We start from the raw sequence: 25,527 nt of genomic DNA, 5'->3' as shown, positions 1-25,527 counted from the left end.
GGGCGTGACAAAGTGACAGCATGATGAAAACAGACATTGACCCACGGCAAGAGGCCAAAGAACTTTATTGGCAGGCTTACAGCGTTTCGCAGATTGCAAAACGGCTGGGCTTAAGTATTCACACCATTTATTCATGGCGCCGGCGCGATAAATGGGATGAAGTCTCCCCGATTCATCGTGTTGCTGAACAAATTCACGTAAAAGTATTACGCCTCATGGCCAAAGAGACCATGACCGCCCATGACTTTACCGCCAGTTAGACCGCTTTGAGCGCCTAGAACTTAAAAAACAAATGGCGGTCAACACCAAAACAAAAGCCCCTAAAAACCACTTTACACCTGAACAAATCGAAAAATTGAAAACCTTGGTACTGGACAGCTTATTTGAGTATCAGCGCCAATGGTGGGAAGAACGTACGCAGCGAAACCGCTTTATTCTTAAATCGCGGCAAATTGGGGCGACATGGTATTTTGCCCGCGAAGCCCTATTGACCGCATTGGAAACTGGCAATAACCAAATATTTCTATCTGCTAGTCGTGCACAGGCTTTTCAATTCAAACGTTTTATTCAACTATTGGCTCGTCAAGTGGGTGTTGAGCTCAAAGGCGGCGATGAAATTATCTTATCGAATGGCGCGATACTGTTTTTCTTGGGTACCGCCGCGGCGACAGCGCAGTCATATACCGGTGACCTCTATTTTGATGAGGTGTTTTGGGTATCGCGTTTCTTGGAATTACGGAAAGTGGCTTCAGCGATGGCCACACAAACGGGATTGCGCCGTACCTACTTTTCCACGCCATCCAGTGAAGATCACGAAGCCTATGAATTTTGGACAGGGGATTTTTATAACAAAGGCAAGCCGGAGAAAGAGCGCAAAATCATAGAGCTATCCCACAAGGTGTTAAAGCTTGGCCATTACTGCGGGGATAGCATGTGGCGGCAAATCGTGAATATTCATGATGCCATCGCTCGCGGGCTGAACCGCGTTAATTTGGAAGAAATCAAAGATGAAAACCCGCCCGATGATTTTCGTAATTTATACGAGTGTGAGTTCGTTAAAACGGGTGAACGAGCATTCAGTTATGATGCCTTAATCAATTGTGGCGTCGATGGCTATAACAGTGATGTTTGGCCCGACTGGAAACCTTACGCACCCCGCCCGCTAGGTAATCGCCCTGTTTGGGTTGGCGCAGACCCAACCGGTACCGGTGATAATGGCGATGGTTTGGGGTTAGTCGTTGCCTCACCACCGGCAGTCAGTGGCGGGAAATTCCGCATTATTGAAACTATCCAGTTACGCGGGATGGCCTTTGAAAAACAAGCCGAAGAAATCAAACGCATTACTCAACGTTATAACGTGCAATCCATCACTATTGATGGCACAGGGGGTACTGGTGCCGCCGTGCACGAGCTGGTCGTTAAATTCTTTCCTGCCGCCAATTTACTCAACTATTCGGCTCCTATCAAACGCATGATGATCATGAAAATGCTCATGCTCATTCGTAATGGTCGTTTTGAATACGATGCAGGGTTACATAAGCCCCTGATTACCTCATTTATGACCATCAAGAAAGTGCAAACCCAAAGCGGGATTATCACCTATGAATCAAGCCGTGTTCGCGGCTTAGACCATGGCGATTTAGCGTGGGCGGCAATGAATATTTTCTCTAACGAAGCGATATCCAGTGAAACTGGCGGCGCTGGCGCACAAGTTATGGAGTTTTAACCATGGAACAAGCAACAGAATTAGCAGCAACCGAAGAACAAATACAAAGCCCTGAATTTTGCTCATTTACTTTTGACCCGCCATCAATTGTCTCTGGCGGCGGTGATTTGCTGGACTGCATGGAGTGCAACCACAATGGCCGCTGGTATGAAACCCCAATTGATTTTACTGGTATTGCACGCTCGTTTACCTCGTCAGCGGCCTACCATCAATCACCCTTAGTGTTTAAGCGTAATGTGATCACCAGTTGTTTTGAACCAACGCCGTATTTATCACGCCCTGACTTCACTACCTTAGCGCAGGATTTTGTGGTTTTTGGTAATGGTTACCTTGAAAAACGCATTAACCGGCTCGGCGATATGCTGACATTAAAACCCTCATTGGCTAAGTACACCCGCGCCGGTGTGAATGAGGGGCAATACTGGCAAGTGAAGAATTACCAAGATGCCTACGAATTTCGCAAAAATAGCATTATTCATTTGAAAAATCCGTGTATTCACCAAGAGATATATGGCACTCCCGATTATTTGGCAGGGCTTATTTCCGCTAACTTGAATCATTCAGCCACCCTATTTCGGACCAACTATTATGAAAATGGCAGTCACGCCGGTGTCATGGTGTATCTTTCCGCGGCTTTGGCTGACGACAAGGCTGTTGAGTCATTAAAGAAATCACTCACAGAAGCCCGTAAAGGTAAGGCGTTTAAGAATATCTTTGTGTATGCCGCCAATGGTGGCAAAGATGGGATTCAAATTTTACCTTTCTCCCAAATCAGCGCCAAAGACGAGTTTGTCGGCATCAAGGACACCACGCGCGATGATTTGTTAGCTATGCACCGTATACCACCACAACTAATGGGTATCATTCCGCAAGGCTCTGGTAGCCTTGGCGATATCGAAAAGGCCGCAATGGTGTTTTGGTTCAATGAGTTATTACCGCTGATGGAAAGCATGAAATCAATTAATGACATGCTAGGTGTTGAGGTGATCCGCTTTAAACAATATGCGTTGCTAGATTTTTTGACACAGGCGAAAGGTAAAGAGCCGAATTATAAATAACTAAAGATAAGCAAACTGAGTGGTCCATTAACTCAGTTTGCTTATCTAGGCAGCGATTAAGACTTGTACTTGGCTAACATCTCATTAATTTTATTTAATTCCACTTCAATCATTCGATCACAAATATTTGGTAAACCTTTTAATTTTTGTAATAATGCTTTTTTCTCATCTTCATTAAGAGTCCAACTCTCAGCGATACCTGTAACTAAGTAGTTGTTGCAACCTGCTTCATAACTGCCAGTCGTTTTCATTTCATAGTTATAATCTTCGATTTTAAACAATTTATTTTCAATCAAATAATTAATCATTTCTGCATTACCAACATAAAATGCATAAAAAATTAGATTTATATTTTTCTTTTTATAAAAGTAGGAATCAATATCATTGATGGTTGTATTTTCTAAAATACCTCTATCATTCTTAACTTTTTCAATTGCGAAAGGTAAGTTATTCGTTAATATGTTCATTGCTAATTTGTAATCATCATTACTAGGCGGCAATCTTGTTAAAAAATAATTTGCCGCATTAACTTCTCTATACTCTATCATTTTATGATAATCAATGTCTCGAAGATTAACATAACTAGCAATGTTTGGATTTAAATCAATTAACTTATCTAATCTACTAATATATATATCACTGTATTCCTTCTTACTTTCAGTTGCAATTTTATATACTAATTCCCATATTAATTTTTGTTTTGATTCTTCATCTAGTAAAGTGAAATACTTTTCAGCAAAAAGAGCCTCAAGATTATGATTTATAGTCATATTCTTTGATATTTTTTTATCAAAAAAAGACCGGAGGTAGTGTCTACCCTCTTCTATTCTATTAACATCAAAGTTATCTTCATGAAATTGGCAGCCAAATAAAAACTCTAAAGAGTCAATGGGCGCTTCAGACCGAAATAATGCATACCATATATAATCCTCTAATTCATGCTCAACTAAACTGCAATTTTTTCCTAATTCTTTTTCTAAAGAGTTAGTGTCTCCATTAGCAATAAATGAATATATTTTATTTTCAAAATCAACATTTAATTTCTGAGGAAAATAAATAATATTGTATGCAACAAAAGATATTAAGAATGCACCAACAAATTCACTTGATTTATTGAATCTAAAAACAACCAGAAAAAAATTCAAAAATGTAAATATGAAAAATGTGAAAATACCAAAAAAAATTTCACCTTTATCTTTAACAAAATAAATTTCAACATCACAATAGTATATAAAATTTAAAAATGGAATGAAAACAGAGGCAATAATCAGACTTCTCCATTTATAAACCTTGTTATTATTTTTTAATTTACTTTTAAAACTATTCTCTTCATCATCCTTAGCAAGAAATTTTTCAGAATTACATTCTGAGGTTTTATCCTTTGGTATTGTATCGTTGAAAGCATTTCCAATCGAAATCAAGTAGGTTATACATAAAGTAATTAAGACTACCGCACCGATCGCAACAACATAACCAAGACCATCAAACATAACAATTCCATTTATCATTAACAAATATCAGTGCATAGTCTTAATGTTAAATTTACCTTAGGTACATAAGATAAATCTCACTCACGTACTATTCCTTATCTTTGATGCTTATTAGATTAATATATTACCCACAAAAGCGATTAAAACAATCTCAGTGCTATTTCATAATTTCCACATAGCAATACTTGTTTTTTACTCAATCTCACTGCTACGGGCTACAGACTCTCAAATAACCCCACTTATAGGCTAATCACACCATAGCCAGCGCGGACCATCTTTACCCCTTTGCGCGCGCTTGCTCCCCCGCCTCGCCCGCACACAAAAGGGGTGGGATTTTGTGCAGGTGTGCGGAGCGCTGAAAGTTAGGCTGGATATGAACTTGAGTAGGAAATAAGTTTAGATGAGAATTGTGCAGGTTTGTGAAGTATTATCAATATTTGCAACTAAACTGATTCTAATCTATGAATAGTTTTCTAGATTAGTTATTATATCAGCTCAACTTAATTTTAAAGTGATAATTATGAAAAACGATAATAGCTTAATTTATTATTTGAATCAGTTCTGCAATAACAATTTAGGTTATGCTCTACTTATAAACGGAGCGTGGGGAACAGGAAAAACATTTTTTATAAAAAAATATATGCACGAAAACAAAAGCAAGAATAAGTTCATATATAATAGTTTATATAATATCTCAACAAACGAAGATCTAAATCGTATATTCTACAATGCTGCACACCCTATCATGGAAAATGACAGTATCAAACATCTACAAAACATAGTAAAAAAAACCGTTACAATTGCTTTAAAAAGTGCAAGTATTGATATAGATACTAATGAGTTAACAACAAATCTAAAAAAAGAATTAGATGCTAAGGAATTTAATAAAATAAATGAAAAAGTTTTTATTTTCGATGATATAGAAAGGTGTACATTACCAATTGAGATGCTTCTTGGTTATATTAATAATCTATCTGAGCATTCTGATGCAAAGGTAATAATAATTGGTAATGAATGTGAAATAAGAAACAAAGAAGAATACTTAAAGATCAAAGAGAAATCTATAGGAAAGACCATAGAGTTTCATAGCAAAATATCAGAATCGTTAGTAGTGTTTAACGACGAACTAGAAAACAAAACACTAAAAAAAACAATTAGCGATAATATAGAAAAACTTGCTTATTGCTTAAGCACATCAAAAACAGACAATTTCAGAACTGTCAGGTCATTTTTGTATGAATCACAAACCTTATTTAATTTAATTGAGAATAAATTTCTCTCAAAAAATTCATTACTATCTGATTTAATTTACACACACATGATGATTTATTTAGAAGTTAAAAATAACAATCTAAATATAGATAACCTACTAACATACGAGGTACTTTCATCAGACAATAATGATTTGAAAAAAAAATTAATCAATCATTCTTTATATTCAAATGATTTAATATTAAACCCATCATTATGGTATAACATATTAAATAATGACATTATAGATAGAGATGAACTAAATAATGCCATCCAAAACTATTTATTAAGTACCGAATCAGAACCACCTGTATGGTATAAGCTATGGAGTTATAAACACATTGAAATTAATAACATATATAATTTAATGAGTCAGCAATTGAAAAAAATAAGAGAGTGTCAGTTTGATGATATGGGAGAACTATTCCATATTTCCGCATTTTTGCTATTTATGAACAATGAAGAAGTGCTAAATTTAAATGAAGACAAGTTAGTTAATAAAATCAAAAAAAATATAAGTAGTATACTAAGATCTGGTAAAACAATCTCTTTTTCTTCTATACCAGGAGTATCTACAATTACATTTTTTGGGCATGGTGTCATTGGCGAAAAACTTGATGGTATACAAAGTTGCTTCAAATTTCTAAAGTCAGAAATTAGAAAAATCGATAATAATATTTCAATGGATATTATAAAACAAATCAAAAATGAATTAAAAAATGATCCCTTTAGCTTTAAAAATACAATTACATCAAATCACAATAAAAACCATCTAAATTTACCAGTACTTTCAAATATAAACCCCAATAATTTTAGTAATGTTTTTATTAAACATACTCAACCTAATAGACTAAATATTCTATCTGCCATTCAATTTAGATTTCATAATTCAAAAAACACACAGTATATAGAAGATGAGAAGAAATGGTTGCATCAAGTAATTGAAACATTCAAGTTAAAACTAACAAATAAAAATATAAACAAGATCACAAAGCATTATTTAGAAATTTTCATTAAAGAATTCAATAACATATTAACATATTAACATATTAACATATTGTCAAAAAGCAATCTATAGAAATCATAGCATTGCTTTTTCCTCTAGAAAACCGAACTATTCATATAGTACATAGTACATTGAATAATAAACTAGTTATATTGGAAATTATTCATATGAACAAAACCAATATTTATCATCTTTATCTTTTAGTGGTTCTCTTATAATACCAATTACATTTTGAGCACGTTTCACTTGATAAAAACATGTTTTTTTCTGATGGTATCTTAGAATATGAGATATAGCAGCCTTTGTTTCTTCTGGAGTTTTTAGTCCAAAAGTTATACTCGTGATAGCGTCAATATTAAGGTTAAAAATTTGTCCTCCGCTATTGGGAAAGTAGAATCTCCATTCTTGTTCATAACTCCAATCTTTTGATTTTATTGACAACATATTTCTAAAGAAATCATTAAAAGCATTTTTATCAATCCCCATTCCAATTTGTGCATAAAGTAAATAGGCATTCCTAATAATATTTAGTTCATCTTCATATGTTACTTTTTTTAACCATTCGATAGCATTATTAGGCGATTGATAGAACAGTTTTTTGGGATCATAACCTATACATATTCCTGAGTGGTTATCAGCATAATGTGACCACATAGTGCTATTTGTGGAGGTCTCTGATAACGAAAAAATACCGTATTTCTCACAATTAGAATTCCAATAATTCTGAAATAATCTCACCTTATTTTTTAATTCATATGTCGGCTTATTATTTTCAAATAACAAATCAAAAGTATTATATTTTATTCTTTTTTTATATTTATCAAAATATCAACTTTGAAAATGCACAAATGAATCCTTAAATTGCTGAAAAGACACATCAGCATCATTCAACTTAAACTGTACATCGAATGGATCGTTTAGTTGTGATGGCTTAGGTAACCATAGTCCTTTATTTAAAAGACTTAGGATTGTATATTTTTCAAAGTTTCTATATTTAAATAGTTCAGAAGGTATTTCCATTTTTACTGTTTCCTAAGACATTAATTATCAATAAATATTTCAAATAAAAATACCATCAAGTCAATCAGCAATCTAGCTAGCTATTTATTTAACCTCCCCCGTTCCGGAAGCTGGTTATAATGGGATACAATACAAAGGTTAAAATGTTACTTCCTTATAAAATAATCAGTTATGTTTTTAATTTAAAGCCTCTTAAAACAGTTACCCGTAACCACGAAGTAACCCATTTGTAACCTTTTACCTTTAATATATTTTATATATATTATCAATAAGATACAAGACTATTTTATGTATGTAACCATTGTAACCAGTTTCCGAACCCCTCCCACGAATTCTGATTAGTTGTCAAAAAGATCAAATAATAGTCCATTCTTACTTCACTCGTAGCAAACGAAATTCTTATCACAAATAGCGGTGACGTGTTCGGAAAAGCGTTACAACCGTTACACCATCCAAAAACCAGCCATAACCTATTGATAATAAATGATTCTCATGTAACGTTTGAACCGTTACAAAGCATCACAAAATAGAGTGCTAAACGTTACATCCTTATAAAACAATAAGTTATATTTCTAACTTGTAACCTTTTAAAACCGTTACACGTAACGGCAAAGTAACGCTTTTGTAATGTTTTTAGATATCTATATTTATATTAATAATCAATACATTATATGGAAATACTGAATTTGTAACGTTTGTAACGCCTTTCCGAACCCCTCCCACAAATTCTCTATATTTATTAAATAGTTTAAATAATAGCCAATTATAACTTTACTGTTTATAAATCTATCCGCTCTGTATTCACGATCATGCAAAGCTGTCAATTTCCCTGACCCCTTCGGAAAACGGTTACAATGGTTACATACACAAAAAAGGCTTATAACTTATTGATAATAAAAAACTCCGATGTGACTTTTTTCCGGTTACAACAGGTTACAGAGCGAGCCCAAAAGGTTACACCATAATAAATCAACGCGTTTGCAGCTAAGCAGACTTGCAGAAGGAGGGATATTTTTAGATAAAAGAAAGGCTGCACAAGGCAGCCGATAGAAAGGAAATAGACGATAACTAACTTTCACTGTTTTCTTGGAATACCCAACATCTAAGCACATCTGGTTTCGACAACGTACTCCCCACCGCAAGCGTGCTATTAAATTGGCTGTTTACCACACTCCTCACCGTCTTAACGCCTACAAACTTACGCATACGCCCCGCTTTCAATAAATTCTTAATATCCGTATTCAATTGCATAGACTGACGGTATTCACTGGCTACCTGTGCAATATGGTTAAAATTCACTGCATAAACGCCCTTTTCACTACTATGATTCACACCAAAGGCCTCGTTATCGTGTAAATAATCAAATAGCTCCCAAAACTCCATCACTTGTGGCTGGTCGAGTTGGATCGCTTGAACACGTTGTTTGGCCAACTTAATAATAAAATCGCGAGTTTGGCGAATATGAGCCGCTTTTACAGGAAGAACTAACGCTAACGTTTCTAGCAAGGCAATTAATTGTGCGTGATTCTTGGCGATCCGCTCATGGTTAATCGCCTTATCCGCAAATAACTGCGCCTGTAAGCCATCTACGCGCTCATTGTATTGCTTTAAAATCGCCGTTTCTTTCATCAATACAGTAGGTAAAAAACCGGACAGTTTTTCAATGGGATAACGCTCAAGGGCAATGGCGGCATAACGGGTTTCAACACTTTGCTCTGCTTTATCGGTATAAAGATGAATAATCCGTTCTAAAACGGCGCGTGACGCATTTATCTCTGCGTTCTGTGCAATCACAATACTGCCTTTAAATAAAGGCTCGTAAGTCTCATTACCGCTATTTTTCACCCCTAACGAACGCGTGGCACGGCCGTTATACAGTGATTTAAGTTCTTCCCAATCAAACGCTTTTAGTTTTGCGTTATCTTGCACGCGATCACTTTCAATTAAACACACTGGCAAATTACTTATCTGTGAAAAGTTTCGTCCTCGAGCGGCTGCGCTAGATTTTGATGCATCGAACCCCTCATAATCTGCGCGGCCGCATAAGCGCCATAAAAACTCAATCAACGTACTTTTACCTGAACCAGGCTCACCGCAAATTTCTAAAAATGGGTAGCTTTTATGGGTCTTGCGTATCTGCTCCGCAAAGAACGAACCCAACCAGAACGCCAATACCACATAACCTTTTGCGCCAAACGCATCCCAAAGGGAACTTAACCAACTGGTATCAAATTCGCCAAAATCGGTATTAATGGCCAATGATGGGCTCAGGCTTAACGTCTTGATATCCAACTTATTGAGAGAGAAATAATCTTCCTCATTTAACGTAAAACACTTACCATCCTGCACCGCAACATCATTAAACACATACACACCATACTCTTTGTTATAACCCACATAATTTTGCGTGATCACCTCTTTGATATCCGGCAAAGCTTGCTTGCAAATGCGGTCCAATTGCAAAGTTGTGCCGGTATAAACCGCCCCTTTGGCCACATGCAATAAACGCTTTTTAAATTCACTGGCACTGGTTAACTGTGAGGCGGTAAAAGTGGCTTTAACTTGCGGCTGGCGAGGGAAATCGACGCGCATGTAATACCATGATTCGTCAGTTTCAACGGACTTTTGGAAATATAGCGGAGTGGGATAACAATTGGCGATTTCAACTACCGTACCGGACTCTTTTACCGCTTTTTGTCTGGCTTCATCTTCATCTAAATCGGGTTCGGCATCATGAATACGCTCAATGGTTTTCATCATTTTATCGATATCCAACTTAAACCAATACAAGCGGTTATCATGTTGAAAATCGAACTCTGAACGCTCTGTCCAGTTAAACATTAAACGCGCCTTTTCAAACGCGGTTGAGGCTAGCAATAACTTGCCGTAATAGCGATAACGGGCAATATCACGCTCCGTTAACTTGCCTTTCATATGCAAGTCATTCCAATCGTTGCCACACTCTTTTTCAGCGGGTCTCGCGGCCGTGGCTTTCCAGCCATCATCGATACTGCGGGCAACAAACTTTTTCATGGCACGTTCGCCAGCTGCACCGTTATCTAACGCCCAAACCAACAACGGTTTTTTATTGTTCCCTAGCGCAATTCTCAACGCATTCAAAGCAACTTCAGGGTAATTATGGCAAGTCATTAACGATACAGCCGCAATACCATTTTGAATCAAGCTAAGGGCATCAAAAATACCTTCCGTTAGCCAAATCTCTTTGGCTTGGGTTAAATCCTGTTGTGGCAATGTCCACCAATACCCTTTATACGAACCAAAAAAGTTAGCTTTGCGATCAAACCGTGAGGGTCTATCAATAATGCGCTCCCAATATGCCCCCTCGGGTAAAGCAAATTTCACCGTTGCTGCACCTAACCCATTGGCATGATAACTAGACTCGGAATACAACCCTTTCAACGGGGCGATATCAAGCCCTCTGGCGTGCTGTAAATAGGCATCTGCGGCTGCATTTGGGGCTTGTTGCGTTTTGGGATAGTGTGCTGACCAGTCATCAAATATATCGGGGTAAATCTCTTTTACAATCAACTCAGCACCACATTTATTTTCACGGCCACAACGCAACACAAACGGCATTTCAATTGAGGTAAATAGCTCTTTTTTCTTACAATTTGGGCACACACCTTGGCGCAAATAGCCATTTTGCTCTTTAAATTGAAAGTCGTGTATAAGGCGAGGCAATAACGCCTGAATATGATATGATTTCATGTGATAACCTTAGAGCACACAATCAGCGTCCATCCCGCAGGTTGTGTGCTTTTTATTTGCTTACAGAAAATGATTTCTCATACGCTGTGGTAATGTTTTTCTTTCAGTTCAAACAAAATTTGGCAGTCAATACACAAGGTGCAGCCAATCACCGCTTGTCGGCGGGCTTCTGGTATCGGGTGATCACAATTCTCACATTCAAACGCAGATACCCTATTCGCCGGTTTCCTCGCAGCTTTAATATATTGTTCCAACACTAATGCAGCATGTTCATTAGCGCGGTCGATAACATCAGACATAGTTAAGATCTCCCGCTTGCGATTCGAATTTATCCGCTTCATCGACTAATAATTGGTGTATTTGCGCGTAATCTAATTTCTCTGTTAACACTTTGTCGGCTAATTGACGTTGACGATCAGCAAAACGATTCATTAATGATTTACGCTCATCTTCCCTATTCGCTTTTATATTTTCAGCGACGGGGGTAAATATAGGGTCTGGAATATGTCTCATTTTAAAACCTCATTTTTAGGTAATAAAAAGCCCTGACCGATAAAGGTCATTGTTTATTAATTTGATTATTTAATTGCTATCTAACTCTAATTATTTTCTATATTAATAATCACCTTACGATATCTAATCCGATTTTTTAACCATGATCGGCAACATCGTGTGTGGTATATTTGCTATGCCTGCAATTTCTTGACCGGAATCAGGCATAACAGCCACCTAACATTACTTATTTAGAATTCTTCTGGCTGTAACAACATCAAGTCCCGCACTGTGCAAGTTATTAGCTAGCGCTTCCGCTATTTGGTTTAAATCGGCACTTGCAAGAAGATCATTCCATTGTTTTTTGCTAGTATAAGCATCAAAAACTAGTCCAAGCTGATAATCAATTAATTCACTGATTTTATTGTATAATTCATCATTGCTTTTGGCCTGTTTCGATAACAAAGGATTATCCATGTCTACTCCTGAAAATATTGTTAAATTTAATGAGGTTACTGGTATTACACTTGCTCATTTATATGAAAAGTTTCCAGTAAAAACATCTTTTTTACTATCCACTTTATTTCCTGATACCCAAATAATTTCAGCTGAAAATACAGGCACTCCACAAGTAAACTTAAATTCTATCTTTGTTTCATCAGCCATAGACTGGTTAATTGAAACGGGTTATATCACAGGTCAAATTGACCCGAGACAAGCTAAAAATCTTGTTTTAACATCCAAAGGATTAGAATTATTAAAGCTAATCCCTAATTCAATTGATGGCTCATCATCATTTGGTGACGAGTTAGTTAAAGCGACTAAAACAGGTACAAAAGAAGTCTTAGTAAATGTAGCTTCTAGCTTGTTAACTAGTGGTATCAGCGTTTTGTACAATACAATAAAGTGAAAGTTATTTTTTAAAGACGATGTTCGCTATATGAACATTGTCTTTGTACAATCTACACTCCCCAGAGATAATAGAATTAGAAACAATAATGTTTTGAAAATGCTTATTTTGATTATCGTTAATAATTAAATTATCAATTGATGAAGTCATTAAATTAGATTTTTGATTTAAAGTTAAATTACTTTCCACCTTTCATCCTCCACAACCCATCGATATATTTTGTCGCTTCAGCCATTGCATCAAACTTACCGAACGACTCCCCTAAATGCCAAACGTGATAACGTGTGATTGGCGTCTGTTTCTTACGTGGTAACGTAATAATCGTAAACCCACGATACACCGCACAATGATGGCTCACACAAATAACCTGACTCATTGTGGCTTACCTAAACCCAGCCACACCAACCAACCGTCACGCATTTCCGCGGGTAACGACTCATACGCAAGCCTTAAACCATTATTCCATGCAGGCAAATACACATAATTCTCCGCACGACTAGAGCCGGGTCTTTTCATCTGAACAATCGGTAACTTACCTGCTTTACGCATATCTGCCACTGCGCTTGCTGGCTTACCAATCAACTCAGCGAATTTTTCCTCAGTCACAACATCTGACAGACTTACGATTTTCTCTCTCATCTGCTACCCTCTTATGTCAGGCGCTTTCTAGCGCTTTAGGACTCTTTGCATCAATGCAAAGGACATATCAATTACTCGATACAATATGGAGTTCTCAACATAATGTCAAGAACGCAAGGAGAGAAATTGCGGCTTATTCGCAATTCCGAACAGATGACAAAAAGAGAGTTGGCTGATTTGACGGGGCTAAACTATGCCACTTATCACGGTTATGAGAGTGATAAATCTAAAATGACCTTTGAATCTGGCGTGAAAATATTTGCAGTTAAACGATTCAGAAAATACCGCGATTGGTTTATGTTCGACGAAATAAACCCTGAAGCTGGCCAAATCGCACCGGCTTTAGCGCACACTGGGCACGAAAATTCAGGCTCACCCCACTCAGACAAGAAAACTGGTTAACAATTTATCAGGCATTTTGTGAGATTAACTCGCAAGGCCAATCGACCCTCGGAGGGCTTTCTTATGGCAATTAAGAAACTCGAAGATGGTCAATATGAAGTGGACATTAGACCGGCTGGCCGTCAAGGAAAACGCGTCAGACGTCGATTTGAGACAAAACACGAAGCCGTTTTGTTTGAACGTTACGCCCTATCAAACAAAATGCACAAAGATTGGTTAGATAAATCCAATGATATTCGGCCGCTACAAGACTTAATTGATTTGTGGTGGAACACCTTTGGCAAAAGTAGCGACTATGCGCAGGACACGTTATTAAGGGCAACACGCATTGCAACCGCACTCGATAACCCGCCAATGTGCTTATTAACCGATAAGCAATTAGCACTTTACCGCGAACTCCGGCTCGCTGCGGGTATCAAGCCCTCCACGATAAACCGTGATTTTTCAGCGATAAGCGGCATATTTACCGCCTTAAAGCGCACGGATTTATTCATGGGTAAGCACCCAATACGAGGGCTATCACGGTTAAAGCAAAAAGCGACTGAGATGTCCTATTTAACACATGAAGAAATCGGACTGCTGCTGAATATATTAAAAGGTGATAATAAAAAAGTGGCGATTTTATGTTTAAGCACCGGTGCGCGTTGGGGGGAAGCAGTTAAATTAAAACGCGAGCACGTGATCCAAAATAAAATCCGTTTCACTTTTACCAAAACGGGCAAAGCGCGCATTGTACCGATTTCCCAAGAAGTCGCAGATGCTGTGTGTACGCGAAAATCCGGTTTGCTTTTTCCAAACACCTCTTACGATATGTTTAGAAAGCACATAAAGACCATTAAGCCTGATATGCCGCAGGGCCAAGCCACGCACGCATTACGGCATACTTTCGCAACCCATTTTATGATGAATGGCGGTAGCATTATTACTTTGCAGAGGATCTTAGGTCACTCAACATTACAGCAAACACTGACCTACGCTCACTTTGCACCGGACTTTCTTCAAGATGCGATTACGTATAATCCATTAAAAGGAGGAACAGAGTTAGCTTAAATGATTGTTCGTTTTAGGATGATTTTGACGACGAAAACCGAGGCAAATTTAACTTTTGCATGTCCACAAATTGTCCACACTGGGATGCATTTCTCCGCTGTAAGTACCATCAAATCAGCGTTTAGATCGTCCACAAGTTGTCCACACTTGAACACTTTTAGGCACTTTTGAGCCTTTTTTGTACAGATTATGCACAAAAAAAAGGCACTCGCCCCCGAGTGCCTTTTGACTACAACTCACTGAATATAAAGTAAATTACACCTATTCAGCGGTTCTGGTACTTGTGCGGATTAGGTAATCAAAGGCGCTAAGTGCGGCTTTTGCCCCTTCTCCAGCTGAAATAATAATTTGTTTGTATGGTACCGTTGTACAGTCACCGGCAGCAAAAATACCTTTAATACTGGTTTCGTTACGTGCATCGATCTCGATTTCGCCCATACGGTTTCTAGCAACTGTGTCGCCTAGCCAATTAGTATTAGGCAATAAACCGATTTGCACGAATGCTCCCGCCACTTCTAATAAATGTACGCTATCATCAGTACGGTCTTTATATTCGAGACCCGTCATTTTACTGCCATCACCTTTTACTTCTAAGGTTTGTGCATTGACGATAATATCGACATTTTTCAGGCTACGTGCTTTTTGCTGTAATACAGAATCTGCTTTCAGTTCCGGAGCAAACTCCAGTACGGTCACATGCTCAACGACACCGGCTAAGTCAATAGCCGCTTCAATACCTGAGTTACCGCCACCAATAACGGCAACACGTTTACCTTTAAATAACGGACCATCACAGTGTGGGCAGAATGTTACACCCTTAGTACGATATTCTTGTTCCCCCGGAACACCCATATTTCTCCAGCGAGCACCTGTTGAAATAATAATACTGCGTGATTTTAAGATCCCACCCGATGCAGTTTCGATTTGGTGTAATCCACCTTCTTCTGCCGCAGGGATCAGTTTTGCAACTGATTGGCCATCAATGACATCAACATCATAGCTGTCCACGTGGTTCTTCAATGCGCCTGCAAAAATAGCCCCTTCCGTTTTGATAACTGAAATATAGTTTTCAATATCAACCGTATCCATAACTTGGCCACCAAAACGCTCGCCAATTACGCCAGTACGGATCCCTTTACGTGCGGTATAGATTGCCGCTGAAGCCCCTGCTGGGCCACTACCAATAACAAGGACTTCAAAAGGCTCACGCTCTGTGAGTGATTTCGCTGCACGCGCATCTGCGTTGGTATCAACTTTGCTAACAATTTCACTTAACGTCATACGCCCTTGGCCAAACTCTTTTCCATTCAGGAAAACCGCAGGAACGCCCATCACATTACGTTCATCAATCTCATTTTGGAAAAGTGCACCATCAATAGCCGTATGGCTAATATTTGGATTTAAAACTGCCATTAAGTTCAACGCCTGAACAACATCTGGGCAGTTATGGCAAGATAAAGAGTAATAAGTCTCAAAGTGGAATTCGCCTTCAAGACCTTTAACCTGCTCTAATAACTCTTGCGCTTCTTTAGATGGATGACCACCGATTTGCAATAATGCCAGCACAAGAGAGGTAAATTCATGCCCCAAAGGTGAGCCTGCAAAACGCAAACCACTATCTGTACCTGGGTTAGTAATTAAAAAAGACGGTGTTCTTAGTGCGCTATTGCGCTCTTCACGTACAGTGACTTTATCTGACAGAGATGCAATTTGTTCTAACAGCTGCTTGATTTCATTTGATTTTTCGCTGTCATCTATATTAGCAACTAATTCAACGGGTTTAGTTAAACGTTCTAAGTAGGCTTTCAACTGTGCCTGTAAATTATTGTCGAGCATGTAATCCCCTTTAATTTTTATCATAAAATCGGGTACATATACCCGTCGTGATCCAAGTTGCAGGCCTAAACACCTGCAACCTGAATTATTCAGTATTAATCAATTGAGTTAGATTAATTAGATTTTGCCGACTAAGTCCAAAGATGGAGACAGTGTTGCATCACCTTCTTTCCATTTAGCTGGGCAAACTTCACCTGGGTGACTTGCAACATATTGTGCTGCTTTAACTTTACGTAACAGGTCAGCTGCATCACGACCGATACCTTCAGCAGTAATTTCGATTGCCTGAATGATACCTTGTGGGTCAACAACGAAAGTGCCGCGGTCTGCTAAGCCTTCGTTTTCACGCATATTTTCAAAGTTACGTGTTAATGCGCCAGTTGGGTCACCGATCATGGCATATTTGATTTTACCGATAGTTTCTGAACTTGCATGCCATGCTTTATGGGTAAAATGTGTGTCAGTAGAAACAGAGAAAATTTCAACACCTAATTTTTGGAATTCTTCATAATGGTCAGCAATGTCACCCAGTTCAGTTGGGCAAACAAAGGTAAAGTCAGCTGGATAGAAGAAGAAAACGCTCCATTTACCTGCAACATCTTTTTCAGAAACTTCGATAAATTGGCCATCTTTAAATGCTTGGTTAGTAAATGGTTTGATTTGAGTATTAATTAATGACATATGATGTTCTCCTGTTTGGTTGCCTATTAAGTTACTGTTTTACAGCAGCTTAATCCAATCATTACCCACTATTGATTTGATAGGTACAACCTAATCATGCACCAATAATTAATAGGTGAAGCATTAGAACGCTTACTGAAAAATTCAGCAAGCGTTTTATGCATTAATGGATATTTTATGTACAGTAGGTTATGCCATGGTGGCAATCGTTTTGCGAAAACGAATGAGTGCGAGAGAAAAGAATACAGCACCAATAACAACAAGAACCGCAAATTGAGGCCAAACAATTTGGAAGCCAGCTCCGCGATATAAAATCGCTTGAGCAAGGCTAACAAAGTGCGTTGTCGGCATGGTTAACATAATGTCTTGAACAAGCTGAGGCATACTTTCTCGCGCTGTCATTCCGCCAGAAAGCATATTTAATGGCAATAACACTAAGATCATCAACAAACCAAACTGAGGCATGGAGCGTGCAATCGTCCCCATAAAAATACCAATCGACGTTGTCGCAAATAAACTCAAGGCCACCCCACACATAAACAATAAGATAGAGCCTTCGATTGGTACTTGTAGCAATGTTTTTACAACCAAAATTAAGGAAACACCAGATGCAATCAATACCACCAGCCCCATTGACCATATTTTCGACATCATAATTTCAAATGGCGTTAGTGGCATGACCATCAAATGTTCGACGGTGCCGTGTTCCCGTTCGCGGATTAGTGCAGCGCCCGTTAAAACAATCGATAACATCGTAATATTATTAATGATTGCCATAACAGAACCAAACCATGACTGTGTCAAGTTAGGGTTAAAGCGCATCCTCACTTCCAAATCAACAGGTAAACTTGCATTACTACGGTATTTTGCTAAAAATTCATTCACTTCCCCTAAGGTAATATTTTGAATATAACTATTTCCTAAGAAGGCTTGGCTCATCCTTGTTGCATCAATATTTACCTGAATTTCAGGATGCCGTCCTGCAAGCACATCACGTTGAAAATTAGGCGGAATATCTAGCGCAAAAGTATATGAACCACGATTTAACAAACCATCAATTTGATCTGGCGTGATATCCGCGGGTGGTAAGAAATAAGGCGCATAAAAGCTATTGATTATCCGATTTGATAACTGTGACTTATCTTGGTCAGCAATCGCAATGGGCGCATTATGTAAAGAGCCAGGAGTTACCGTTGCGGACGAATAGATCGATACCGTAAAAGCAAAGACAATCAACGCTAGCATTGCTTTATCGCGGCCTAAACTGCGTAACTCTTTGACTCCTAGGTTAAAAATATTCTGAATTTTACGTATCATCGCTATGCCTCCTGCTTTTTCAGGAATAAAACACTGAGCCCAATAACCAATGGAACAGTGATCAGTAATGGGATAAACGATGACTGTAAATCGAATAAATTTAGTCCCTTAGAGAAGGTTCCTCGCGTGATAGTTAAAAAGTGTGATGTTGGATAAACCATCCCAACCCAGCGGCCAATACCTTCCAATGATGAAACTGGGTCAATCATTCCTGAAAATTGTGTTGCTGGTATCAGAGTGATGATAGAAGTACCAAAAATTGCTGCAATTTGGCTTTTCATAAAGCATGAAATTAATAACCCCATTCCTGTTGCAATACTGATATACAAAAATGCGGCCAAGGTTAACGTCAGAAAACTACCTTTAAATTCAACACCAAATATATAGACGGACAGTATGCAAAGTAATACAAAGTTAAACATGCCTAATAAAATATAAGGGAGCTGCTTTCCAAGTAAAAACTCTAATTTGGTGATCGGGGTGACATAAAGATTGATAATCGAACCAAGCTCTTTTTCCCGAACAACACTCAACGCGCTAAGCATTGCGGGGATCATCATTAATAATAATGGAATAACTGCGGGAACAATCGCCGGTAAACTACGAACATCTGGGTTATAACGATATCGGGTTTCAATGTCGATAGCTGGCATACCAGCAACGCCAACGGGTTGGCGAGCAGCCATCGTACTTAGCCATGCTAAGTGCATCGCTTGCACATAGCCACGCACAGTTTCAGCGCGGTTTGGCATCGCACCATCAATCCACACGCCAATTTTAACGTTATTGCCGCGTGCAACGTCCCTTGCGAAGTTAGGCGGAATTTCAATCGCAACGGTAATCTTACCGCTACGCATACCAGCCTCTAAATCATCATAATCCTTGATTGGTGGTTGTTCGATAAAGTAACGTGAACCTGCTAAGTTCAGCGTATATCCTTGACTTAACCCCGTTTGGTCGCGATCTAGTACGGAAAAACGTAAATTTTCGACATCCATACTAATACCGTAACCCATAATAAACATAAGAATTACAGTCCCTAATAACGCGAGTGTTGAACGCACTGGGTCACGACGTAATTCCATCCCTTCTCGAATGGAATAACTGAATAACCGGCGTAAACTAAAACGTTTTTTTAACGCTTCGGTCGCTTGTTCTTTCAGTTCAGGGTCAACATGGAACTCAGGGGCAGTTTCTTGCCCTTGTCCTGCATCCCCCACAGCATCCTGTAAATAAGCAATAAAGGTTTCTTCAAGCGTGCCAAGGCCTCTTTTTTTGGTCAGGTTAGCAGGGGTATCACAATCTAAGACTTTACCTGCATGCATGAGTGAAATACGGTCACAGCGCTCTGCTTCATTCATAAAGTGCGTAGAAATAAAAATTGTGACACCGTCACGTCTTGATAGATCGACCATCAAATTCCAGAACATATCTCTGGCAACGGGGTCTACTCCCGAAGTTGGCTCATCGAGGATTAACATTTCAGGTTCATGAATAACTGCGACAGCTAAAGATAACCGTTGCCGGATCCCCAAAGGTAAATCGTCAGGCATTACGTCTCGCACATCATCAAGTTCAAAACGCTGGCACATTTCGTCCACTCGCTGGGGAATTTTGTCCTCAGCTATATGAAAAAGCTTGGCGTGAAGTACGAGATTTTGCTCAACACTCAATTCACTATATAGTGAAAATGCTTGCGACATGTAGCCGACACGCTTGCGTGTTTCGATATCTTTCGGATCTATTTCTTGACCAAATAGCCATGCTTGCCCTTCACTGGCTTGTAATAAACCCGTCAACATTTTCATAGTGGTTGATTTACCACAGCCATTAGACCCTAAGAAACCAAAAATCTCCCCTTTTGGGATCTTAAAATTCACATGGTCAACAGCGACGAAGTTACCAAAACGCATAGTTAGGTCTTGGGCTTCAATAGCAATAATATTGTCTTCTGTGGTATCACGTGGAGGGATCACGACTTTTTTGTGGCCACTGCGTTTTTCTTCAGGTAGTAATTCAATAAACGCAGCTTCAAGATCATCACATTGAGTTTGGGCTTTTAATTCAGATGCATGACCTGTAGCGAGCACCTTGCCATCATCCATTGCCACTAACCAATCAAAGCGTTCGGCCTCTTCCATATAAGCCGTTGCGACCAAAACGCTCATATTGGTTTGTCGCAAACGAATGCGGTCAATTAAATCCCAAAATTGCGCACGAGATAACGGGTCAACCCCTGTAGTAGGTTCATCCAAAATTAATAAATCGGGATCATGAATTAGCGCACAGCATAACCCAAGCTTTTGTTTCATCCCTCCTGATAACTTGCCTGCTGGACGGTCTTTAAATGGCGCAAGCCCTGTACTTTCAAGCAAATCCTGAATCCGATATTCACGCTCAGCTTTTGATTGGCCAAATAAGCGGCCAAAAAAGTCGACGTTTTCATAAACAGATAACGTATGGTAGAGGTTCTTCCCTAAACCTTGCGGCATGTAGGCGATGCGAGGGCAAACAGCTCTACGATGCTCAATATCACTCATATCACCGTCAAGTACCGTTATTTGGCCTTGTTGAATCACTCTTGCCCCTGCAATCAGGGAGATCAGGCTTGATTTTCCTACACCATCAGGGCCAATCAACCCAACCATTTTTCTTGCTGGGATGGAAAGTACTATGTCATCCAACGCACAATTGTCACCATAATGTTGGCTGACATGTTGTATATCGATAATCACATCATCCATCAGTTTATTGGTCATTGTGGTAATCTCACCTCTAATTCAGCAGGCCAAGATTCATTAGGGTCTAAACGCACATAAGCTTTTCCGGGCAGCCCTGTTTTCACATATTCTAGATGTTGCTCTAATAATTCAGGCGAAATTCGTGCACGCACTCTGAACATTAATTTTAGGCGTTCATTTTGTGTTTCTACGGTTTTCGGTGTGAATTGAGCAACACTCGCCACGAAAGTGGTTTTGGCTGGGATCACGATATTTGGTGCAGCGTCAAGTATAATGTGAACATCACTGCCTAAGGCAACTTTTCCTGCATCTTCAGTCGGTAAGAAAAATGTCATATACACATCACTTAAATCGACCATGTTCAAGACTCGCCCGCCAGCGCCAAGTACCTCTCCAGGCTCAGCGACACGATATTGAATACGCCCGTTTCTTGGCGCTTTTAGAATACTGTCATCTAAGTCCGCAATAATACGGCGTTCCGTTGCTGTCGCTGCATCAACACGGTTTTTCGCTTGGACTATACCAGCGCTTGCAGAATCAATGGCTGATGTCGCGGCGGCAACTTGAGCTTTTGATGCTTCCAGTGCTGCACGAGAGCCTTGCATCTGTGCTGTATCATCATCGACTTGTTGCTGAGATACGGCGTTGGTTCTCACCAAAGCTCTAGAACGATTTAACCGTTTTTGCGCTGCGTCTAACTCCGCTTCACGTTGACGAACAACAGCCTGGGCTGCAACTTTTTCGCTTTTACGTTGCGCTAAAGCAGACTCGGCAGTGGTCACTGCACTGATGGCTTGGCGTAATTGTGCCTGTACTTCATGGAGTTGCTCTTGGAGTGCTCGCGTATCCATACGAGCAAGTTCTTGCCCTTCTTTAACAAAATCCCCTTCTTTTACATTAATCGTTTCAATACGTCCTGCCGTCTTAGTGGCAATATCAATTTCTGTTGCTTCTATACGGCCGTTACTTTGAGCGAATCCAGCGGGTAGACCACCTGAATTAACATTCCAGTAATAGAAACCACCCGCAACAATAATTAATATTAAAATGATGTAAAAAGATACTTTTTGTTTATTTATTTTCATACCATCCCTTTCCATTAAATGAGAAAACAAGGAACAACAATTATTTTGATTATTAACCTGGTGATTATTAATAAAATGACATAACTGTCTCTATACGAAATAAATACCCTTAAAACTAAAAATATTATTTTTATTTAAAACTTGGCCAAGTAAGTGTTAGCACTACCATTAAATTGGCTATCTATTTAATTTAATGGCATTTTATCAATATTTGGTTTAAGTTTAGTTGCCTTATGTCACAAAAAAACAGAATAAACTCACAAAAATCAGGATAAGGCATTAATTGTACATATTTAATTCAAAATAAAAAAATAAAGCCAGTAACTTAATTTACTGGCTTTATTCAACGATGTTTGAATATGAATAAATATTAGCTTGCGAATGCAGCAATCACTTTTTCATCCATTCGGTAACGAACCCATTCATCTTGCGGTTCTGCACCAATACTTTTATAAAAATCAATTGCTGGCTGGTTCCAATCTAAAACACTCCATTCCAGCCGTTGGCACTTTCGTTCTACGGCTAACACTGCAATATGCTTGAGTAACTTCTTTCCTGCACCCGCGCCACGAAAATCTGGGGAGACATACAAATCTTCTAAATAAATACCATTATTCCCTAACCATGTTGAATAACTCGTAAAAAATACGGCATACCCTGCTGGCTGGCCATCCACATAACAGATTAAGGCTTCTGTGCTTGAATTCGCTCCAAATAAGGAATTTTCAATATCAGCTACCGTGGCTTTAACTTCGTGACGTGCTTTTTCATAATCTGCCAATTCAATGATCATATCTAATATCAAAGCAGCGTCATCACATGTTGCGGGTTTTATTTCTACGTTCATTTGGGGCTCTCTTGTTTTTTGAATCATGATTTTAAACGCTACATAGCAAGAACCCAATTCACAGCAATATTATTCATTTCTTCGCGCATGATATAAGTAACATTTATACCTGTATATGCTTTTTCCTATAATAATCAGAGAGCGCATTTTCGGACCTTGTTGGTTAAATAACATATTAGCTATAATTCTCTCATCGATTAACTAAATGAATATTAAGGAGGCTAATTTATGTTGTTGTGTGATCTTATTGAATATTCACACTTCTTTGGTAATCGCCAGAGCTCAGGCTTTCACAGTTTTATACTGCGATAACCCTGCCTGAGCGAAGCCACTAAAGAAAATCTTCCCTCAGCTTACTGGGTTGTCGTTACGACTATACCCTGGCGTTTTTTCGCCTAAAATTTGAGTAAGCTATGAGCACTTTATTAACTGTAAAATCATTAAATTACGATACTTCAACCTCTACCTTATTAAGCGATATTTCTTTTACCATCCAACAAGGTGACCGCATTGGTTTAATTGGCCATAACGGGAGTGGAAAAAGTACATTATTGAAGCTAATAACCCAACAACTGTTTCCTAATAGTGGCAGTATTACCTATGCAAATCATTGTGTTACTGCTTATATTGAACAACATTTACCCGATGAAATCGCTTGTTTGACTCTGATTGATGCGCTTGTTCAAAAACTCCCTGAACAAGATAAAGTCACTGAGCGCTGGCGGGCTGAAGTTTTATTATCAGAATTAGGTTTTACACCTGAACAATGGGAACAAAAAGCGAATGCCATCAGTGGAGGACAACATACACGTTTGCTGCTGGGGCGTGCTTTAATTGAACAACCCGATTTACTGTTACTCGATGAACCTAGTAATCATTTAGATTTGCCCACACTGATTTGGTTAGGTAATTTCTTACAGTCATGGAAAGGGAGTTTTGTGCTAGTTTCCCATGACCAATCGTTATTAGATAAAGTCAGTAACTGTACTTGGATTTTACGAGATAAATCATTACATTTTTATCGGTTACCTTGCAGTGCAGCACGGCAAGCATTAAGTGAAAAAGACATCACTGATGCACGCCGTAATCAAGCAGAGCAAAAAGAAATTGACCGTATTGCATCAAGTGCCAAGCGTTTAGCGATTTGGGGGCATGTGTATGACAATGAAGCCTTATCACGCAAAGCCAAACAGATGGAAAAACATATTGACCGTCTTAAAGATGCCCAAACCGAATTAACTGAAGGCTATCAATGGAAGCTTGCTTTAAATGGCAAAGCTATTCCTGCAGATAGAGTTTTAGAGTTGGAAAACACCGTTGTTTCAACACCGAATGGAAATCAGTTATTTAAAACGGCATTTCATCAAGTGAAAAGTGGTGATCGTATCGCTATCATGGGAGCCAATGGCTGTGGTAAATCAACACTATTACGTCTACTTTGGCAACATTATCAACAAAATTTACGCTATAGCTCACAATTGAAGTTTCATCCAGCAATTCGTGCTGGTTATTATGACCAACAATTAGAGCAGTTAAATGATAATGATAGCCTATTAGATGCACTACGTCATTTTTCACCTTTAACCGATGAACAACGAAAAATGGCATTGATTGGAGCGGGGTTTGCCTATAATCGTCACCAACAGAAAGTGGCAACACTGAGCGGTGGTGAACGCGCTAGATTATTGTTTATTGGTTTAAGTTTAGCTCAGTATGAGTTGATTTTATTGGACGAGCCTACCAATCACCTTGATCTAGAAGGCAAGGAAGCACTTTGTGAGCAAATTAGCTTATTTTCTGGGGCATTATTGGTTGTAAGCCATGATAAATGGCTCATTGAAAATAGCTGCCAACGCTTCTGGTTTATCGATGATAATCGGCTAGAGGAATACCTTAATGCTGATGATATTTATCATAAAATCGAGCAGCAATCCCAGCAAGTGTTAACGTCTACGCTTGGGGAAAATGCCCCTTCTAAATCAACGATTGAAATTCTCAGTAAGGAAGTTACTCATGAAGATGAGTTATTAGAAACATTGCTGATATTGGAGCAAAAGCTACTTGCGGATCAAAAACGCAAATTAAACCACCAAAAACCGCAATTACAGCAGCAGTGGATCAACGAAATAGCCCAAATACACGCTAAATTGGGCTTGTAACCGATACCCCTGGTTACGTTAAGTGATCAGGGGATTTTTTATGAAGTTATATATTGATATAGGATCATAGCTAAAGTTTACAAAATAA

At 38.8% G+C, this 25,527-nt stretch carries 20 protein-coding genes and 1 pseudogene; 7 read left to right on the top strand and 14 right to left on the bottom strand.

The genetic code is table 11. The annotated features are described in order from the left end of the window. The first annotated feature begins 23 nt into the window (after positions 1–23). Together SJ312_RS04135 and SJ312_RS04130 are read left to right on the top strand one after the other, a co-directional pair. Positions 24–1,726, top strand: a pseudogene (locus SJ312_RS04135) (terminase large subunit domain-containing protein). A 2-nt stretch (positions 1,727–1,728) separates the two neighbouring features. Further along, positions 1,729–2,784 (top strand): phage portal protein, encoded by a 1,056-nt coding sequence (locus SJ312_RS04130; protein WP_319867010.1) that lies wholly within the window; start codon positions 1,729–1,731, stop codon positions 2,782–2,784. 56 nt (positions 2,785–2,840) lie between these two features. Here SJ312_RS04130 and SJ312_RS04125 read toward each other — a convergent pair whose 3' ends face one another. After that, positions 2,841–4,274 carry a hypothetical protein gene (locus tag SJ312_RS04125; RefSeq protein ID WP_319867008.1) on the bottom strand — a complete coding sequence of 478 codons (1,434 nt, stop codon included), beginning with the start codon at positions 4,272–4,274 and terminating at the stop codon, positions 2,841–2,843. Positions 4,275–4,794: 520 nt separating this feature from the next. On the opposite strand from SJ312_RS04125, the gene SJ312_RS04120 reads away from it, so the two are divergent. Beyond that, positions 4,795–6,570, top strand: a complete 1,776-nt coding sequence (locus SJ312_RS04120) for a P-loop NTPase fold protein (RefSeq protein WP_319867007.1) — start codon at positions 4,795–4,797, stop codon at positions 6,568–6,570. A gap of 120 nt (positions 6,571–6,690) precedes the next feature. Here SJ312_RS04120 and SJ312_RS04115 read toward each other — a convergent pair whose 3' ends face one another. The 5 genes from SJ312_RS04115 to SJ312_RS04095 all read right to left on the bottom strand — a co-directional run bounded on the left by SJ312_RS04115 (position 6,691) and on the right by SJ312_RS04095 (position 12,249). Next, entirely contained in the window at positions 6,691–7,185 is a 495-nt protein-coding gene (locus SJ312_RS04115; protein WP_319867005.1) for a DUF2971 domain-containing protein, read from the bottom strand. Positions 7,186–8,619: 1,434 nt separating this feature from the next. Then, entirely contained in the window at positions 8,620–11,280 is a 2,661-nt protein-coding gene (locus SJ312_RS04110; RefSeq protein WP_319867003.1) for a toprim domain-containing protein, read from the bottom strand. Between the two features lie 77 nt (positions 11,281–11,357). Then, a complete protein-coding gene (locus tag SJ312_RS04105; protein WP_319867002.1) occupies positions 11,358–11,579 on the bottom strand; it encodes a TraR/DksA family transcriptional regulator in 222 nt (73 codons plus the stop codon). Next, on the bottom strand, positions 11,572–11,793 hold the full coding sequence (locus SJ312_RS04100; RefSeq protein WP_076913939.1) for a DUF2732 family protein: 222 nt from the start codon (positions 11,791–11,793) through the stop codon (positions 11,572–11,574). The genes SJ312_RS04105 and SJ312_RS04100 overlap by 8 nt, the downstream gene beginning before the upstream one ends. 222 nt (positions 11,794–12,015) lie before the next feature. Further along, on the bottom strand, positions 12,016–12,249 hold the full coding sequence (locus SJ312_RS04095; protein ID WP_181469268.1) for a hypothetical protein: 234 nt from the start codon (positions 12,247–12,249) through the stop codon (positions 12,016–12,018). Here SJ312_RS04095 and SJ312_RS04090 point away from each other — a divergent pair. Beyond that, positions 12,248–12,682: a hypothetical protein gene (locus SJ312_RS04090; protein ID WP_181469267.1), complete on the top strand. Its 435-nt coding sequence runs from the start codon at positions 12,248–12,250 to the stop codon at positions 12,680–12,682. The genes SJ312_RS04095 and SJ312_RS04090 overlap by 2 nt on opposite strands. A gap of 178 nt (positions 12,683–12,860) precedes the next feature. Here SJ312_RS04090 and SJ312_RS04085 read toward each other — a convergent pair whose 3' ends face one another. Together SJ312_RS04085 and SJ312_RS04080 are read right to left on the bottom strand one after the other, a co-directional pair. Then, complete coding sequence (locus tag SJ312_RS04085) at positions 12,861–13,058, bottom strand: hypothetical protein (RefSeq protein ID WP_076913936.1); 198 nt, start codon at positions 13,056–13,058, stop codon at positions 12,861–12,863. Continuing rightward, the gene (locus SJ312_RS04080; RefSeq protein ID WP_076913935.1) at positions 13,055–13,321 is read right to left on the bottom strand and encodes a Cox family DNA-binding protein; all 267 of its coding nucleotides are present in this window, start codon (positions 13,319–13,321) and stop codon (positions 13,055–13,057) included. Before SJ312_RS04080 ends, SJ312_RS04085 begins: the two co-directional genes overlap by 4 nt. Positions 13,322–13,423: 102 nt before the next feature. Here SJ312_RS04080 and SJ312_RS04075 point away from each other — a divergent pair, with 102 nt between their 5' ends. Then, positions 13,424–13,723, top strand: coding sequence for a helix-turn-helix transcriptional regulator (locus SJ312_RS04075; RefSeq protein WP_198861374.1), 300 nt, complete (start codon positions 13,424–13,426; stop codon positions 13,721–13,723). 63 nt (positions 13,724–13,786) lie between these two features. After that, positions 13,787–14,773: a tyrosine-type recombinase/integrase gene (locus SJ312_RS04070; RefSeq protein ID WP_272514545.1), complete on the top strand. Its 987-nt coding sequence runs from the start codon at positions 13,787–13,789 to the stop codon at positions 14,771–14,773. A gap of 261 nt (positions 14,774–15,034) precedes the next feature. Here SJ312_RS04070 and ahpF read toward each other — a convergent pair whose 3' ends face one another. From ahpF to SJ312_RS04040, 6 genes are all read right to left on the bottom strand, one after another. Beyond that, a complete protein-coding gene (ahpF, locus tag SJ312_RS04065; protein ID WP_096863713.1) occupies positions 15,035–16,609 on the bottom strand; it encodes an alkyl hydroperoxide reductase subunit F in 1,575 nt (524 codons plus the stop codon). Positions 16,610–16,726: 117 nt separating this feature from the next. Further along, entirely contained in the window at positions 16,727–17,290 is a 564-nt protein-coding gene (gene ahpC, locus SJ312_RS04060; RefSeq protein ID WP_004254784.1) for an alkyl hydroperoxide reductase subunit C, read from the bottom strand. Between the two features lie 189 nt (positions 17,291–17,479). Continuing rightward, the gene (locus SJ312_RS04055; RefSeq protein ID WP_164456325.1) at positions 17,480–18,604 is read right to left on the bottom strand and encodes an ABC transporter permease; all 1,125 of its coding nucleotides are present in this window, start codon (positions 18,602–18,604) and stop codon (positions 17,480–17,482) included. A 5-nt stretch (positions 18,605–18,609) separates the two neighbouring features. After that, positions 18,610–21,366, bottom strand: coding sequence for a ribosome-associated ATPase/putative transporter RbbA (rbbA, locus tag SJ312_RS04050; RefSeq protein ID WP_096863711.1), 2,757 nt, complete (start codon positions 21,364–21,366; stop codon positions 18,610–18,612). Further along, positions 21,363–22,433, bottom strand: a complete 1,071-nt coding sequence (locus SJ312_RS04045; protein WP_036957769.1) for an HlyD family secretion protein — start codon at positions 22,431–22,433, stop codon at positions 21,363–21,365. The genes rbbA and SJ312_RS04045 overlap by 4 nt, the downstream gene beginning before the upstream one ends. Before the next feature lie 370 nt (positions 22,434–22,803). Then, positions 22,804–23,280, bottom strand: a complete 477-nt coding sequence (locus SJ312_RS04040; RefSeq protein WP_036957770.1) for a GNAT family N-acetyltransferase — start codon at positions 23,278–23,280, stop codon at positions 22,804–22,806. 413 nt (positions 23,281–23,693) lie between these two features. Between SJ312_RS04040 and SJ312_RS04035 the strand changes: the two genes are divergently transcribed. Beyond that, positions 23,694–25,439, top strand: coding sequence for an ABC-F family ATP-binding cassette domain-containing protein (locus SJ312_RS04035; protein ID WP_110591693.1), 1,746 nt, complete (start codon positions 23,694–23,696; stop codon positions 25,437–25,439). Positions 25,440–25,527 lie beyond the last annotated feature (88 nt).

Source organism: Providencia sp. CIM-Carb-044 (assembly GCF_033901115.1).
GTDB lineage: Bacteria > Pseudomonadota > Gammaproteobacteria > Enterobacterales > Enterobacteriaceae > Providencia > Providencia hangzhouensis.
This window is presented reverse-complemented; position numbering and strand designations above follow the sequence as displayed.